The sequence below is a fragment of the Egibacteraceae bacterium genome (assembly GCA_035540635.1).
In the GTDB taxonomy this organism is placed as follows: Bacteria; Actinomycetota; Nitriliruptoria; order Euzebyales; family Egibacteraceae; genus DATLGH01.
This window is the reverse complement of the sequence record DATLGH010000062.1, coordinates 1-14,241: the sequence shown is the minus strand read 5'-3', so window position 1 is coordinate 14,241 and position 14,241 is coordinate 1. Positions and strand designations below refer to the sequence as shown.

At 74.6% G+C, this 14,241-nt stretch carries 16 protein-coding genes; 3 read left to right on the top strand and 13 right to left on the bottom strand.

The window, feature by feature from the left end:
• Window positions 1-2: 2 nt before the first annotated feature.
• The gene (locus VM324_10630) at window positions 3-176 is read right to left on the bottom strand and encodes a hypothetical protein (protein HVL99733.1); all 174 of its coding nucleotides are present in this window, start codon (window positions 174-176) and stop codon (window positions 3-5) included.
• Between the two features lie 228 nt (window positions 177-404).
• Here VM324_10630 and VM324_10625 point away from each other — a divergent pair, with 228 nt between their 5' ends.
• A complete protein-coding gene (locus VM324_10625; GenBank protein HVL99732.1) occupies window positions 405-1,109 on the top strand; it encodes a DUF4230 domain-containing protein in 705 nt (234 codons plus the stop codon).
• Here the strand turns inward: VM324_10625 and csrA are convergent.
• From csrA to flgN, 5 genes are all read right to left on the bottom strand, one after another.
• Complete coding sequence (csrA, locus tag VM324_10620) at window positions 1,081-1,377, bottom strand: carbon storage regulator CsrA (protein ID HVL99731.1); 297 nt, start codon at window positions 1,375-1,377, stop codon at window positions 1,081-1,083. The two genes, VM324_10625 and csrA, sit on opposite strands and share 29 nt — an antisense overlap.
• 3 nt (window positions 1,378-1,380) lie before the next feature.
• Window positions 1,381-1,782: a flagellar assembly protein FliW gene (fliW, locus tag VM324_10615; protein ID HVL99730.1), complete on the bottom strand. Its 402-nt coding sequence runs from the start codon at window positions 1,780-1,782 to the stop codon at window positions 1,381-1,383.
• Between the two features lie 93 nt (window positions 1,783-1,875).
• A complete protein-coding gene (locus VM324_10610) occupies window positions 1,876-2,766 on the bottom strand; it encodes a flagellin (GenBank protein HVL99729.1) in 891 nt (296 codons plus the stop codon).
• A gap of 46 nt (window positions 2,767-2,812) precedes the next feature.
• Complete coding sequence (gene flgK, locus VM324_10605; protein ID HVL99728.1) at window positions 2,813-4,189, bottom strand: flagellar hook-associated protein FlgK; 1,377 nt, start codon at window positions 4,187-4,189, stop codon at window positions 2,813-2,815.
• Between the two features lie 8 nt (window positions 4,190-4,197).
• A complete protein-coding gene (flgN, locus tag VM324_10600) occupies window positions 4,198-4,710 on the bottom strand; it encodes a flagellar export chaperone FlgN (GenBank protein ID HVL99727.1) in 513 nt (170 codons plus the stop codon).
• 120 nt (window positions 4,711-4,830) lie between these two features.
• On the opposite strand from flgN, the gene VM324_10595 reads away from it, so the two are divergent.
• Entirely contained in the window at window positions 4,831-5,616 is a 786-nt protein-coding gene (locus VM324_10595) for an inositol monophosphatase family protein (GenBank protein ID HVL99726.1), read from the top strand.
• Window positions 5,617-5,693: 77 nt separating this feature from the next.
• Here the strand turns inward: VM324_10595 and VM324_10590 are convergent, their stop codons facing one another.
• Entirely contained in the window at window positions 5,694-7,685 is a 1,992-nt protein-coding gene (locus VM324_10590) for a DEAD/DEAH box helicase (protein ID HVL99725.1), read from the bottom strand.
• A 221-nt stretch (window positions 7,686-7,906) separates the two neighbouring features.
• On the opposite strand from VM324_10590, the gene VM324_10585 reads away from it, so the two are divergent.
• On the top strand, window positions 7,907-8,137 hold the full coding sequence (locus VM324_10585; GenBank protein HVL99724.1) for a hypothetical protein: 231 nt from the start codon (window positions 7,907-7,909) through the stop codon (window positions 8,135-8,137).
• A gap of 16 nt (window positions 8,138-8,153) precedes the next feature.
• Here the strand turns inward: VM324_10585 and VM324_10580 are convergent, their stop codons facing one another.
• The 6 genes from VM324_10580 to ligD form a co-directional block, all read right to left on the bottom strand.
• On the bottom strand, window positions 8,154-10,682 hold the full coding sequence (locus VM324_10580; protein ID HVL99723.1) for an EAL domain-containing protein: 2,529 nt from the start codon (window positions 10,680-10,682) through the stop codon (window positions 8,154-8,156).
• Between the two features lie 164 nt (window positions 10,683-10,846).
• Entirely contained in the window at window positions 10,847-11,443 is a 597-nt protein-coding gene (locus VM324_10575; protein HVL99722.1) for a TetR/AcrR family transcriptional regulator, read from the bottom strand.
• 67 nt (window positions 11,444-11,510) lie between these two features.
• On the bottom strand, window positions 11,511-12,014 hold the full coding sequence (locus VM324_10570) for a DUF2017 family protein (protein HVL99721.1): 504 nt from the start codon (window positions 12,012-12,014) through the stop codon (window positions 11,511-11,513).
• 5 nt (window positions 12,015-12,019) lie between these two features.
• Window positions 12,020-12,322: an ATP-dependent Clp protease adapter ClpS gene (gene clpS, locus VM324_10565; GenBank protein HVL99720.1), complete on the bottom strand. Its 303-nt coding sequence runs from the start codon at window positions 12,320-12,322 to the stop codon at window positions 12,020-12,022.
• A gap of 128 nt (window positions 12,323-12,450) precedes the next feature.
• The gene (locus VM324_10560) at window positions 12,451-12,753 is read right to left on the bottom strand and encodes a hypothetical protein (protein HVL99719.1); all 303 of its coding nucleotides are present in this window, start codon (window positions 12,751-12,753) and stop codon (window positions 12,451-12,453) included.
• 41 nt (window positions 12,754-12,794) lie between these two features.
• A partial coding sequence (gene ligD, locus VM324_10555) for a non-homologous end-joining DNA ligase (protein HVL99718.1) occupies window positions 12,795-14,241 on the bottom strand: 1,447 nt, incomplete at its 5' end.

Below are 14,241 nucleotides of genomic sequence, written 5' to 3'. Positions count from 1 at the left end.
GGTCAGGAGCTCAGGCGGTCCCTGGCCTCATCGACCTTCTGCTCGAGCGTCCCCTCCTCCTCGTCCGTCGGCTCGGTGGAGCCGCCGAGGTCGTCGAGGATGGCCTTCTCACCCGACAGCAGGCCCTCGCCCTCGCCCTGGTTGGTCTGCATCTCGTTCGGGTCTTCGGCCGGCATCGCGCCCTCCTCGGGTCGGTGACAGGATGGCTGGCAGATCCCCGTCACCCTCCCAAGCGAAACGCAGGATTCCCGCGCGGGCGCGGGAAAGCTGGGCCAGCCACCAGCGCGAAGGCCCCGTCAGAGGGCAGCGCGTCATCCGCGCCCATCCCAGGAGGCCATGATCGAGCGGTCACGCGGGTACACCCTGTCGGTGGCCCGGGCCGTGACCGCAAAGGAGGTTGCCGGGTGAGCGCAGGGGTCGACGACGACACCGACCGCGGCGCCCCGCGATGGGCCACCTCGGCGGGTCGTCGGGGACGTGGCGGGGTGTGGGCGTTCGTCGCCGGCGTCGCGGTGGTCGTCGTCCTCGGCCTCGCCGGTCTCGTCGTGCTCGGGCGGCTCGTCCCCACCGTCCCCAACCCCTTCGCGACCGACCGGGTGGAGCGCACCGGGCCCGCGGTCCTCCAGGCGCTCGAGGATCTCAGCGAGTACCGCGCCGCCACCGGCCACTTCCAGGTGCTCCTCGACGTCGAGGAGCACGCCCGGTACCTGCCGCCGGCGTTGGCGGGGGAGCGGACGCTGTTCGTCGCCGCCGGCACGGTCGACGCCACGGTCGACTTCTCCGGGCTTTCCGGGGGCGCGGTCCGCGTGTCCGACGACCGGTCGAGCGCGCGCATCGTCCTGCCCGCGCCCCGCCTGTCCGCGCCGCGCATCGACCTCGAGGAGAGCTACGTCTACGAGCACCGGCGTGGCCTGCTCGACCGGATCGGCGGGCTCCTCTCCGACGAGGGGGGCAGCCAGCGGGAGCTCTACCTGCTCGCGCAGGAACGGCTGGGCGCGGCTGCGGGCGAGACCGACCTCATCGCCGCCGCCGAGCGCAACACCCGGGCCATGCTCGAGAGCCTGCTCGGCTCCCTGGGCTTCACCGAGGTGGAGGTCGCTTTCCGCTGAGGGGATCGCGCCGCACGCCGGGATCGGGCCGCCGGACGCGGCGTGGCAGGTCGGCGCCGCGCAGCAGCGCCCTGGTCTGCTCGGCGGCGGCAACCGCGGCGGTGTTCTCGCGCTCGATCGTGCGGAACACCTCCTCGCGGTGCACGGTCACGCTGCGGGGCGCGTCGATGCCGATGCGCACCTGGTCACCCCGCACCTCGAGCACCGTGACGACGATGTCGTTGCCGATGACGACCGACTCACCGGCGCGCCGCGTCAGGACGAGCATCGGCTACCCGCGCAGCAGAACCGGCGCACGCGCCGGCTGCTGCGGGTCGGTGAGCACCACCTGCCGGCCCCGGAGGGTCCGCGCATTCACGACGAAAGGCCCGAGCAGGTTGAGGAAGACCGTCCCGTTGTCGGGATCCGCGGTCACCCCGCAGAACACGACGGCGTCCTCGGGGTCGTCGAGCTCGAGGACCGCGCGGTCCGTCTCGTCGAGACGGGGGCTGTAGTCGGGGAAGAACGGCCATGGCACGCTCACCACCATGGACAGCGTCGGGTCGTCGAGGCTCTGCAGCACCTGGAACGGCCCCTCGGCGTCTTCGGTCAGGTCGCTCAGGACGAAGCGCCGCGACGACGGGAAGCCGGGGATGCCGTCGGGGAACTCGAGGATGGACGCGGGCTCGTTCATGGGGTGTGACCTCCGGGAGCGGCAAGCCTAGTAGGGGGCGCTACCGCTTCGCTACTCGAGCGCGTGGTGTGCTACCGCCCCGCTACCCGCGCGCTAGCGCAGGAAGCTCACGAGGGAGGGAGGGAGCGCACGGGCGAGAGCCTGCAGCGTCGCCGTGTACGCGAGCTCCTGGGTCTGCAGATCCATGATCGCGGCTGCGATGTCGACGTCCTCCACCTCGGCGAGCTGACCGCGGGTCGCGGCAAGGGCGTCCTCGGACCGCCGGCGCGCCGACTCGACCCGGTTCGTGTTCGCGCCGACCCGCGCGAGCGCGTCACCGACGTGCCGCCGGGCTCCGTCGATGCGGCCTATCCCCGCGTTGAGCGCCGCGGCCGCGTCCGGGGCGTCGAGCGCCGCGACGAGCTCGTCGAGCATCGTGAAGACGTCCCCCCCGGCGCTGCCGAAGCCGAACGCCGCCGCGGCGGTCACGTTGACCTGCACGACGTCGGACTCGCCGACCCGCCGGGTGATCGCACCCTCGTCACCCCGGAAGGTCCACACCCCGTCGACCTGCGCGACGGCGGGCCCCTCCCCGTACCCCGCGAACAGCGGCCGCCCACGATGCGCGAAGTTCGCGATCGTCACCATCTCGTCGCGCACGCTCGCGAGCTCCGCCGCGATCGCCCGGCGCTCGTCGGCGTTGAGGGAGCTCGAGCCCCGCACCGCGAGCCCACGCGCCCGCTGGAGGCCCTCGACCGCGGCCTGCAGCTGGCTGTCGGCCAGGCCGAGCCAGCTGCGGGCGTCGGAGGCGTTGCGCACCTCCTGCTCCCGCGCTCGCTGGCTCGCCCTCAGGCCCAGCGCCTGCCCTGTTCCCGACGGGTCGTCGGACGCCGCGAGCAGGCGGCTGCCCGCGGCGAGCTGCGACTGCGCACGCTCGTAGCGCTCGAGGCGTGTGGACAGGCGCCGCAGGGAGTTGGCGACCATCATCTCGCTCGTGACCCGCATCGCTCCTCCTTCGTCCTCGTGTGGCTCCGCTCGGGCCACCGGACGGTCAGCGTCCGACGATCCCGGTGCGGTTGACGAGCACGTCGAGGGCCTGGTCGACGGCGGTCATGACCCGGCTCGCCGCCTCCAGCGCTCGCTGGTAGGCGACGAGCGCGACCATCTCCTCGTCGAGGCTCACGCCGTGAGCCCCCTGCCGGGCGACCGTGGCCGCCACGGAGAGGCTCGCCTGCGCGTCGGCGGTGCTCCTCGCGGTCGCCACGCGCGCACCGAGCTCGACGACGAACGCGGCGAGCTGACCGTCGAACGGCGGCTTGCCGTCCACCTTCGCGGCGCGCAGCGCGGCGAGCGCGTCGGCGTTGCGGGCATCGTGGGGCCCCGTGGCGTCGGGACCGCCCGCTGCGAGCCGCCGCGGGTCGCCGAGCACGTCCGCTGACACCCGCATGCTGCGCGCGGCGCCTGCGGACGGGTCGAAGGTGAACAGGGCGCCCCCGGGGGCGCCCTCGGCGTCGCGGCCGGCGGCGTGCTGGGCGTTCAGGGCGGCGGCGAGATCACTCACGAACGCGTCGAGAGCCGCGACCCTGCCGGGAAGCGTCTCGGTGAGGAAGGCGTGCAGGGCCCCCGTCTCCCCCCGGGGGGCGACCGTGAGGGCGGCACCGTCCACGACCGTCCGCACGGTCCCGCCCTCGACGGTGAGCGTGCGCGCGCTCGTCCCCGTGACGAGCGTGACGCCCCCGCCGTCGCCGGTGGGCAGCGACATCGTCACCATCCCGTCGGGTCCTGTCCCGATCGTCGCGCCGAGCAGCGCGGCAACGCGGTCCACCGCGAGGTCGCGCTGATCGAGCAGGTCGCCCGGTGGGGGCTGGCGCAGGCTCACGTCGGCGATCTGGCGGTTGAGCTCGGCGACGCGGGAGAGCAGGCCATCGGCCTCCCGCACCGCGTCGGCGAGACGGGCACCGGTGTCGGCGGCGAGCTGATCCCAGCCGACCGCCACCCCACGCACCCGTGCGGCGAAGCCGTCGAGCGCGGACAGGACCTGGCGGCGCGCCGCCGAGTCAGCGGGGTCGAGCGCGAGGTCCTCGAAGGCGTCCCACACCGCGCCGAGCTGGCGGGGGAGGCCCTGGTCGGGTTCGCCGAGCGCCGCCTCGGTGCGCCGGAGCAGCTGCGCGGTGGCGTCATGCCAGGAGAACTCCGCGCCGAGCGTGCGGGCCCGGGCGTCGAGGAAGGCGTCACGGGCCCGGGCGATCGCCGCGACGTCGACGCCGGTGCCGATCAGCCCCACGGGAGAGTAGTAGGGGTTGCGGGTGGTGAGGTCGACGCGTTGGCGGGTGTAGCCGGGGGTGTTCGCGTTCGCGACGTTGTGGGACGCGGTGTCGAGCCCCGTCTGCGCGGCCCGGATGCCGCTCAGGGCGGTGTGCAGGCCCATGAAGCCCACTAGAGCACCGAGTCCAGGCGGGTGGGACGCGGGAGCGCGGCGTGGTGGTGGCCCGACGCGGTGTACGTCGCGCCGACCGTCGGGCCGGTGAGCGCGTCGAGCGCCCGCTGCACGTGGGTGAGGGCGCTCGTCGCCAGCCGCCGGTTGTCGGCGGCGGTCTTCTCGATCTCCTCCGCGAGGTTGCGGAATGCGTGCTCATGCGCGCGGAGCACGCTCGCCACCGGCTCGGGTGCGTGACGCACGAGCTCGGCCAGGGACAGGTCGCCCACCGCGACAGCCCACTCGCGGGCGGTCGCCGCCAGCGCGTCCACGCGCTGCGCCTCGGCCTCCCGCAGCGCGGCGAGCACGCGCTCCACCTCCTCGAGCGCGGGCGGCACGAAACGGTGCTCGTCCGCGGCGAGCAGCAGCTTCGCGGCGACGAGCTTGTAGAGCAGGTACTCCACCACGCGCCGCTCAGCGCCCAGCGTCTCCGCCAGCCGGTCGAGGCCGGGGGTGTGGTCACGCACGGTCATGGCGGTCCCGTCGGCCGTACCGGGAAGGAGTTAACGCCTGAGCGGCCCACCGCATTCCGGCGGGCAGGAGGCGACGGTAGCCTGTACGGGCCATCCGCCAGCCAGAAGGAGCGCGTGCCCGTGTCCGCAGACGGCCTGCTCCACCTCGCCGAGCGGGCGGCCCGACGCGCCGGGGAGGAGCTGCTCGAGCGCTACGGCGCCGCCACCGGCGTGGGGACGAAGTCGAGCGTCACCGATCCGGTGAGCGACGCCGACCGGGCGTCCGAGAAGCTGCTCGTCTCCACGATCGTGGCCGAGCGGCCCGACGACGGGATCCTCGGCGAGGAGGGGGCGGACCGGCCCGCGAGGTCGGGCCTGCGGTGGGTCCTCGACCCGCTCGACGGGACGGTCAACTACCTCTACCGGTTCCCCGCGTGGTGCGTGAGCGTCGCGTGCGAGGACCGCGTCGGCGGCGCCTGGTCAGCAGTTGTCGGCGTCGTGCATGATCCCCTGCGGGGCGAGACCTTCTGCGCGGTCCGGGGCGGCGGCGCCCGCCTGAACGGGCGCCCGCTGTCGGTGAACGATCCCGTGCCGCTCGAGCGGGCGCTCGTCGCGACGGGATTCGGCTACGACGCGGAGCACCGATGTCGCCAGGCCGCGATCGTGGCGGGCCTCCTGCCGCGCGTGCGCGATATCCGCCGCGCCGGCTCGGCCGCCCTCGACCTCTGCGCCCTCGCCGCGGGCCGTGTCGACGGCTATTACGAGGACACCCCCTCACGCTGGGACTGGGCGGCGGGCGCGCTGCTCGCCGCCGAGGCCGGGGCGGTCGTGGGGCCGTTGCTCGCGCCCGACGGCAACCCCGGGGTCCTCGCCGCCGGACCGGCGCTCGCCGACCCGCTGCGCGCCGCCGTCAGCGGAAACCCCTGAGGCGACCCGGCCGGCGGGCGAGTTGGCGTGCGCAGGGCAGGTGGGTCACCGCGCCGCAACGGGTGGCAGACCGCTCGTCAGGGCAGGTGGGTCACCGCCATGGGGCGGTTCAGCGCGGGCTTGCCCGAGCCGCGGGCGCGCTCGACGGTGGCGCGGTCGAGGTCGACGCGCGGTTCCGGGCGCGGCTTGCGGGGCCGGGCCCGGCGGCCGCGTCCGTCCCCGGAGGCGCGCTCGTCCCGGCGTCCGCGCGCGTCCCTGGAGGCGCGCTCGTCCCGGCGTCCGCGCGCGTCCCCGGAGGCGCGATCGTCCCGGCGTCCGCGCGCGTCCCCGGAGGCGCGCTCGTCCCGGCGGGCGTCGTCGGCTCCTCCCTGCGCATCCCGCGGGGTCCCCCGTGACCGGCGGGGCGCCCGCTCGGCGGCGCGACTCCTGCGGGTCCTCGGTGACCCCTCCGCCGCCTCCGGCTCGCTCGTCGGGGACGCCGGCTCGGGGGCGGCCTCCCCGGCCGCCTCCGGCTCGCCGTCGGTCGCCGCACGACCGCCCGTCCGCGTGCGGACGCGCCGGCGCGTGCCCACACTTCGCCCCTCCGCCGCTGCGGGGGCCGCCGCGGCCGGTGGCGCCTCGGGTGCCGCCGTTGCCTCCGGGGCTGCGAGCGCCTCCTCGGCGGCTGCGGGCCTGCCGGGATCCCCCTCCGCCGCCTTGCTGCGCCGCCGGGCGCGCACACGGCGCGCAGCGGGGGAGCCGGCCTCCCTGGCGGCGGGCTGCTCCGGGGTGGCGGGCCGCTCCCTGGCGTCGGGGTCGCGGGCCGCCTCGCGCGGGCCGCGGTCCCCCCGCCCTCCGGCGTCGCCACGGCCCCGGCGCGGGCTGCGGCGTGCCGTCGCCGGTGGCTGCGGGGCCGGCTTGCGCGGCGCGCGTTCCGGGAGGTCGAACAGCTCGTCGAGGATCGGCGACGTGGAGAAGACCTCGTGGGTCGGGGCGTCGATGGCGAGCGCCTTCTTGATCATCTCCAGGCGCGCGAGCTCGTTCCACACGGCCAGGGTCACCGCGACCCCGCGGCCGCCGGCACGCCCCGTGCGCCCGATCCGGTGGAGGTACATCTTCTCGTCGTCGGGACAGTCGTAGTTCACCACGTGGGTGACGTCGGAGATGTCGAGCCCGCGCGCGGCGACCTCCGTCGCGACGAGCACGTCGATGGTGCCCCTGCGGAATTTCGCGAGCGCCCGCTCCCGGGCCTCCTGACGCAGGTCGGAGTGGATCGGCGCCGCGACGATCCCCCGCTCCCGCAGCTCGGAGGCGAGAACGTCGGCCATGCGCTTCGTGCGGGTGAAGACCACGCACAGCCCGCGCCCGGGCGTCTGGAGGATGCGGGCGAGGACCGCCGGCTTGTCCATCCGGTGGCACGAGAAGAAGTGCTGCTCGGTCTCCGGAGCGATGCGCGCCTCCTCGACCTCGGCGCGCAGGAACGTCGGCTTGCGCATGTACCGGCGGGCGAGCGCCACGACGGCGGACGGCATCGTCGCGCTGAACAGCAGCGTCTGGCGGTCCTCGCCGCAGGCCTCGATGAGGACCTCCACGTCGGGCAGGAAACCGAGGTCGAGCATCTCGTCGGCCTCGTCGAGGACGAGCATCCTCACCGTCGACAGGTCGAGGATGCCCCGCCGCAGCAGGTCGAGCAGGCGCCCCGGCGTGCCGACCACGATGGGGGAGCCCGTGCGGATGGCGTCGGCCTGGGCGTCGATGGCCTTGCCGCCGTACACGGGGATGACCCGGGTGCCTCGCCGTGCGCTGGCACGCTGGAGGTCGTCGCGCACCTGCATGCAGAGCTCGCGTGTCGGCACGACGACGAGCGCCTGCGTGCGGGGGTCGTCGGTGACGCGGTGCAGGAGCGGGATGCCGAACGCGAGCGTCTTGCCCGTGCCGGTCCGGGCCTGCCCGATCACGTCGGCGCCGGCCAGGCCGAGAGGCAGCGTGAGCTCCTGGATCGGGAAGGGGCTCGTGATGTCGATGTCGGCGAGGGCGGCCTGGATGTCCTCGGCCACGCCGAAGTCGGCGAAGGTCTTCGTCTCAGTCACTGGAGGTCACTCGAATCCGAGAAGCGGGGATCGGGTCCGCAGGTGGGGACCGTCGGGAGGCAGGCGACCGTCACGGGGTGGCGTCAGGGGAGCTTCCCGGACCCCGGTCGCGTCGACCGGGGGCATCGGGCTTCCCGCGCGAGGCCTCTATCATCCGGGGACCACCCTACCAGTCCCGCGTGGTGCGCCCCGGCGGCCGGGGGGACCGAGAGGAGGCAGCGATGATGGAACTGCGCGTGTCCGACGAGGCGCTTGCTCTCCTGCGCCCGCTGTTCGCCGCCGTCGAGGGGGACTGCGAGGCGTGGACGGACGAGGAGGTCGTTCGCCGCATCTTCATCCGCGGGGCGATGGAGTACGCAAAGAGCGCCGGCCGCGAGTGGGAGCAGGTCCGCGCGACGGGCGCCGCGCTGCGCGCCGCCCTCCAGGAGGCCGGGAGCTCGTCACCGACGTAGCCGCGGGGGCGCCGCGTCAGTCCGGCAGCAGCCCGGGCGGCAGCGCCCGCGCGGCCTCGTCGGCGGGAAGCGGCCGCCGCAGGTAGTAGCCCTGCGCGTGCTCGCAGCCGAGGTCGCGGAGCAGGGCGCAGACCTCCCGGGTCTCCACCCCCTCGGCGACGACGCGCAGCGCGAGGTTGTGCCCGAGCTCGACGATCGAGCGGACGATGGAGGCGTCGCGCGGATCGGTCACGAGGTCGGCTATGAACGAGCGGTCGATCTTCAGCTCGTGCACCCGCAGCCGCTTGAGGTAGGCGAGCGAGGAGTAGCCGGTGCCGAAGTCGTCGACGGCGAAGCGCACGCCGACGTCACCGAGCCGCTTGACCGTTGCCGCGGCGGCCTCGGGGTCCCACATGATCTCGTTCTCGGTGATCTCGAGCTCGAGGTTGCGGGGGGTCACGTCCGCATGTGCGAGCGCTGCGACGACGGTCTCCTCCAGGGCGTGGTCGTGCACGTCACGGGTGGACACGTTCACCGCCACGGCGTAGGCGCGGCCCTGGCGCTGCCACGCCCGGCACTGATCGAGGGCCGCGTCGAGCACCCACCGGGTCAGGGGCTGGATGAGCCCGCTGCGGTGCGCGAGCGGGATGAACTCCTGCGGTCCGAGCACGCCGCGTTGCGGGTGACGCCAGCGCACGAGCGCCTCCATGGCGCTCACCCTCCCGGTGGCCAGGTGCAGCTTCGGCTGGAAGACGAGGAACAGCTGGCCGGCGGTGATCGCGTGCGCGAGCTCGTCGGACGCGGCGGGCAGGGGTGCGCCGTCCTCGACGAGGTCGTCGGAGTAGCGCGCGTAGCCGAGCGCGAGCCGCTTGGCGGTGTACATCGCCGCGTCCGCACGCTGCATGAGCACGCCGGCGTCGACGGCCTGATCGGGGAAGGTCGCGACGCCGATGCTCGCCGACACGTCGAGGTGGTGGCCGCACACGGCGACCGGCTGCTGGAGCGCGGCGAGCAGCTTTCGGGCCAGCCGGGACCCGTCGGCCGGGTCGGCCAGCCCGGGCAGCACGACGGCGAACTCGTCACCGCCGAGGCGGGCGACCGTGTCGCTCTCGCGCAGCTGGCCCTGCAGCCGCTGGCCGACCTCGCGCAGCAGCGCGTCGCCGGTTTGGTGGCCGAAGGCGTCGTTGATCTCCTTGAACCGGTCGAGGTCGAGGACGAGCAACGCGACGGACGTCCGCCGGCGGCGCGCCTCCCGCAGCGCGAGCTCGAGGCGGTCCTGCAGCAGGATCCGGTTGGGCAGGTCGGTGAGCGGGTCGTGCAGCGCCTGGTGGCGCAGCTCGAGCTCGTGGGTGCGCCGTTCGGTGCTGTCGCGGGTGACCTCGCTGAAGCCGTAGAGGTCGCCCTGGAGGTCGCGCAGCGCGGTGATGACCGTGTCGGCCCAAAACCGCGAGCCGTCCTTGCGCAACCGCCAGCCCTGGGCCTCCGCGCGCCCCGTGGCCGCCGCCTGCGCGAGCCGGTGCTCCGGTGCGCCGGCGGCCGCCTCGTCGGGGGGGTAGAAGGTGCCGACGAGACGCCCGACGATCTCGTCGGCGGAGTAGCCGGTGATGCGCTCGGCGCCCGCGTTCCAGCTCGCCACCCGCCCGTCGGGGTCGAGGAGGTAGACGGCGTAGTCGGTGACCCCCTCGACGAGCAGGCGGAAGCGCGCCTCGCTCTCGCGCAGCGCCTCCTCGACCCGCTTCAGGCCCGTCACCTCGTTGACGGCCATGCCGACGCCGAGCCGCCCGCCCTGGCGCGAGCGGACGGGGTAGTAGTTCACCACCCAGTGGCGGGAGCGCCCGCTCGCGTTCTTGACCGTCGCCTCGAAGTCCGTGAGCGGCTCGCCGCTGTCGAGGACGTGGCGGAACAGCAGCTCGACGTCCTCCCCGAGCGTGCCGAGCAGCTCGCTCGGCGTGCGCCCGTGGTAGGCCTCGACGGGCAGGTCGTGCATCGCCGCGAGGGCCTCGTTCACCCGGACGTTGCGCAGGTTCGTGTCCCAGAACCCCAGCCCGGCGGGCGAGGCGGTGAAGAGGGTGTCGAGCAGGGCGAGCGACTGCTCCTTGTCGCGGGTGGCCCGCTGCGCCTCCCGAAGCACCCGCTGCTGGCTGATCAGGGCGCCGACCGTGGTCGCGAAGGAGGTGAGCACCTCGACGACGTCCTCCCGCAGCGGGTCCCGGGCGAAGTAGGCGAGCATCCCCTGGAAGTCCCCGCCGATCGCGAGCGAGAAGGCGCCGAGCGCCCGCACCCGGGACTCCTCGAGCAGGGGCTGCTCGAACTGCGCGATGGCCGTGGGGTCGTTCGTCACGTAGGGCTGGGGGCTCTGGCTCGCGTCGCCGAGCAGCCACGGGTAGGTCGTGAGGTCAACGCCGGACTCGTCGGGCGCCGTCTCCAGGCCGGCGCTCGCGCCGAGATGCAGGAGCCCCGTGTCGGGGTCGTAGAGCCAGATCCGCGCGAGCGCAGCCCCGAAGTCGTCGACGAGCGAGTCGACGACGGTCTGCGCGAGGAGGTCGGGGTCGCGGAGCGCGACCAAGCGCGCCGTCGCCGAGCTTGCGGCGTGCCGCGCCGTGCGTCGGGCGGCGGCCGGATCCGAGGTGCTCGGCCGAGGGCGGTCAGGGGCCATACGGAGGCGGGCCTCAAAGCTGCGGCGGGTGACACTCTAGGGTAACGGAATTACCTGCATAGTATGGAATCAGGTCATATCGGGCTGCCGGGGCCGAACGAGCCGAGACCCCGCCACGCCAGCCGTGACAGCAGCACGACGGCCTCGCGCTTGTCGATCTCCGGGTGCTCGAGCCACCAGCGGGCGCCCTCCGTCGCCAGGCCGCGCAGCGCCGTGGCGAGGAACGCCGCCGAGCGGGGGGAGAGAGCGGCGTCCTCGGCGATCAGTGCACCGACGGCGCCGGCAACCCGTGACATGGCGCCCTCCACGGCGGCGCGCACGTCGTCGTCGGTGAGCTCGGCGGCGCCGAGCAGCAGCCCGAAGCGCCGGTCCTCCACGAAGTCGAAGTACGCGGCGATCGCGCCCTCCACACGGGCCCGGTTGTCGCTCGTGCCCTCGAGCGCGGTCCGGACCTGCTCCTCCATCCCGGCCACCGCGTCGTGGACGAGCGCGAGGTAGAGGTCGCGCTTGGAGGGAAAGTGCTGGTAGAGCACCGGCTTGCTTACCCCGGCGGCATCGGCGAGCTGCTCCATGGAAAGCCCGTGGAAGCCGTACTCCGGGAAGAGGTGGCCGGCCACGTCGAGCAGCTGGGCCCGACGGTGCGCTGCGCTCAGCCGGACGCGTTGCTCCACGCTGTCCCCTCCTCGTGCCGGTACCGCTGCGGGCCGCGGTTACCGTACGGTAGCCGCGGCGCGGGTGCTACCCGTCGAGGCCCGGCATGAGCGCGGCGAGCAGCTGCTCCTGGAGCCACCCGAGGTAGTACAGCGCGACGGCCGAGGGGTTGCGGTCGTCGGGGCCCTGCTCCCACTGGGACTCCTCGACGATGCCGAGGAGCACCCCGAGGGTCAGCCGCGCGTCGTTCAACGCCGACAGCCAGGCGTGCGCGTCGTCGAGCGACAGCTCCACCGTCCAGGCGAGGCGGCCACCCTGGCCGGCGTCGAGGGTCGCGGCGAACGCCTCGAGGCGGGCGAGGCGCTCCTCCACGAGGCTGTCGCCGACGAGGTCACGGTACTCCGCCTCGTGGCCGGACTCGGCGTAGCCCCGCGGGAACAGCCGCTCGTGGACCGCGCTCCCGTCCGCCTCGCCGGACAGCACAGGCCGCAGCTCGTCGGGCAAGGAGCGCAGCAGCGCCCGCTCGCGCGCGGTGAGCCGGACACGGACCCGCCCGGAGGGAAGGCGGGTCACGCCGTGGACGAGTCCCACAGCGCTCAGTCCTGGGCCAGGGTGGCCTGCAGCCCGTGCGCGTGCAGGCGGGCGACGTGGTACTCCGAGCGTTCCCGTGGGCCGCTCGCTACGACCGCCTTGCCCTCGTGGTGGACCTGGAGCATGAGCTTCGTGGCCGTCGGCTCGTCGTGGCCGAACAGCTTGCGCAGGACGTAGACGACGTAGGACATGAGCGTCACCGGATCGTTCCACACGATGACGTTCCAGGGGCGGTCGCGCTCGGTGGTCTCCTCCCCGACGGGGTCGTCGGTGCGCTGCGGCGCGGTGGTCGGTGCAGACGCGGACATGGGAGCAGCGTAACGCGCCCGGCGCACTCCGGGGCGGGTCCTGAGGGGTTGTCGGCGGATCAGGGTGTGTGGGTTGCCCACCCCCAGGAGTGCGCCAGGCCACACACCGGCGCGGCTACCGGCGGCGGCTAGCGGCGGTGGCGCCCCCGGCCGGACAGCAGCCGCCGCCACCACGACCGCGTCGGCGCAGGGAGGGTCGCCGGCGACGACGCGGTGGGGCTCGGCTGCGGGGGTGCGAGCTGGGGGAGTGCGGGCTGCGGGGGCGCCGGCTGCGGCGGGGCCTGCGCGGGCCCTCGCGCGAGCGGGGCGGCGACCGCCCGGGCGTGGTCGCCCGGCGGGCCGTGCTCGCCGAGGTGGACCGCCTGCGACGGTGTGAGCGGGGTGGGGGGCGCGGGGCGCTCGACGCGCTGAGGGTAGAAGCGCAGCTCCATAGGCCACCCTTCGGCGCCTTGCCGCCCCGCCTTGACCCCCGCTACAGGCCGAGGTCGGCGCAGAGGCAGCTGCGGGGGTCCGCGCCGGCCACGAGACCCTTGTAGGACGGCGCGCGCAGCAGTCCCTCGTCGGTGACCTCCCCGTACTCGACGCGGCAGACGAGCTCAGGGCGGACGAAACGGGCGCCCCTCGGCGGACGGGGCGTGCCAGCGGCGAAGTGCGACTCGGCCGCCCGCTCGGCGAGGAGGCCGTCGAGGCGGGCGAGCTCGGCGTCGTCGAACCCGCTGCCGACGCGCCCGACGTAGCGCAGGCGCCCTTCGTCGTACAGCCCGAGCAGCAGCGCCCCGAGCGTGCCCCCCCGGGAGCCTTCCCCGGGCAGCCAGCCGCCCACGACGCAGCGGACGCTGCGGCGGACCTTGATCTTGAGCCAGTCGCGGCTGCGCCTGCCCGGGCGGTACGGCGACGCGGCCCGCTTCGCGACGAGTCCCTCGAGCCCCCGCTGACGGATCGCCTCGAAGAGCGCCGTCCCGGCCTCGGCGACCGCCTGGCTGCGCTGCACCGCGCCACCGGGGACGAGGAGCTCGTCGAGGAGCCCGAGCCGCTCGGTGAGGGGGCGGTCGACGATGGCCCGCCCGTCGACGGCGAGCACGTCGAAGACGAGGTAGGTGACGGGGATGCGTTCACGGGCGCGGTCGACGCCGGCCTCGTCGCGCAGGTGCATGCGCCGCTGGAGCCGCTGGAACGACGGCGTCCCGTCGGGGTTGAAGGCCACGAGCTCGCCGTCGAGCACCGCGTTGCGGGCGAGCACGCGCTCCCACAGGCTCCCGATCTCCGGGTACGCGGTGGTGATGTCATTGCCCTGCCGGCTGACGAGGCGGGTCGACGCCGGCTCGCCCGTGCCCGGGCGCACCGTCGTGGCGATGGCTCGCACGCCGTCCCACTTCACCTCGAACAGCCAGTCGGGGTCGTCGAACGCCTGCCCCTGCCCGTCGACGGCGAGCATGGGTGCGAGCGTGGGCGGGGGGGCCGCCAGCTCGGCGGGCGCGTCGGCCCGCACGACCATCCACTGCGAGGGATCGTCGGTCCCGCCGGTGCGGAAAAGGTGGTAGCGCCCCGTGTGGCGGCGGCCGTGCAGGCGCACGGTGACCTTGTCGTCGGACCACTCGAGCAGCTCGTAGGTGCCCTCGTCCCAGATGCGCACGTGGCCGCCGCCGTACTCGCCGGCGGGGATCTCCCCGGAGAACGACAGGTACTCGACGGGATGGTCCTCGGTCTGCACGGCGAGGTGGCGCAGCCCCGGTACGTCGGGAAGGCCCTTCGGCACCGCCCAGCTCGGCGCGGTGCCGTGGCGCTCGAAGCGCACGTCGTGGTGGAGGCGGGTCGCGAGGTGGTGCTGGACGACGAACCGCGGCCTCCGCGCGGCGTCGCGGCGCTCCGCCGCGTCGGGGCGTTCGGCCGCGTCGCCGGGGCGGTCCTCGGCGGGGGGT

What these genes read in the sequence shown, in the direction of transcription:
- VM324_10630 (HVL99733.1), bottom strand. Translation starts at nt 176, where the DNA reads ATGCCGGCCGAAGACCCGAACGAGATGCAGACCAACCAGGGCGAGGGC.
- VM324_10560 (HVL99719.1), bottom strand. Translation starts at nt 12,753, where the DNA reads ATGGAGCTGCGCTTCTACCCTCAGCGCGTCGAGCGCCCCGCGCCCCCC.
- clpS (HVL99720.1), bottom strand. Translation starts at nt 12,322, where the DNA reads ATGTCCGCGTCTGCACCGACCACCGCGCCGCAGCGCACCGACGACCCC.
- flgK (HVL99728.1), bottom strand. Translation starts at nt 4,189, where the DNA reads ATGGGCCTGCACACCGCCCTGAGCGGCATCCGGGCCGCGCAGACGGGG.
- flgN (HVL99727.1), bottom strand. Translation starts at nt 4,710, where the DNA reads ATGACCGTGCGTGACCACACCCCCGGCCTCGACCGGCTGGCGGAGACG.
- VM324_10610 (HVL99729.1), bottom strand. Translation starts at nt 2,766, where the DNA reads ATGCGGGTCACGAGCGAGATGATGGTCGCCAACTCCCTGCGGCGCCTG.
- VM324_10585 (HVL99724.1), top strand. Translation starts at nt 7,907, where the DNA reads ATGATGGAACTGCGCGTGTCCGACGAGGCGCTTGCTCTCCTGCGCCCG.
- csrA (HVL99731.1), bottom strand. Translation starts at nt 1,377, where the DNA reads ATGCTCGTCCTGACGCGGCGCGCCGGTGAGTCGGTCGTCATCGGCAAC.
- fliW (HVL99730.1), bottom strand. Translation starts at nt 1,782, where the DNA reads ATGAACGAGCCCGCGTCCATCCTCGAGTTCCCCGACGGCATCCCCGGC.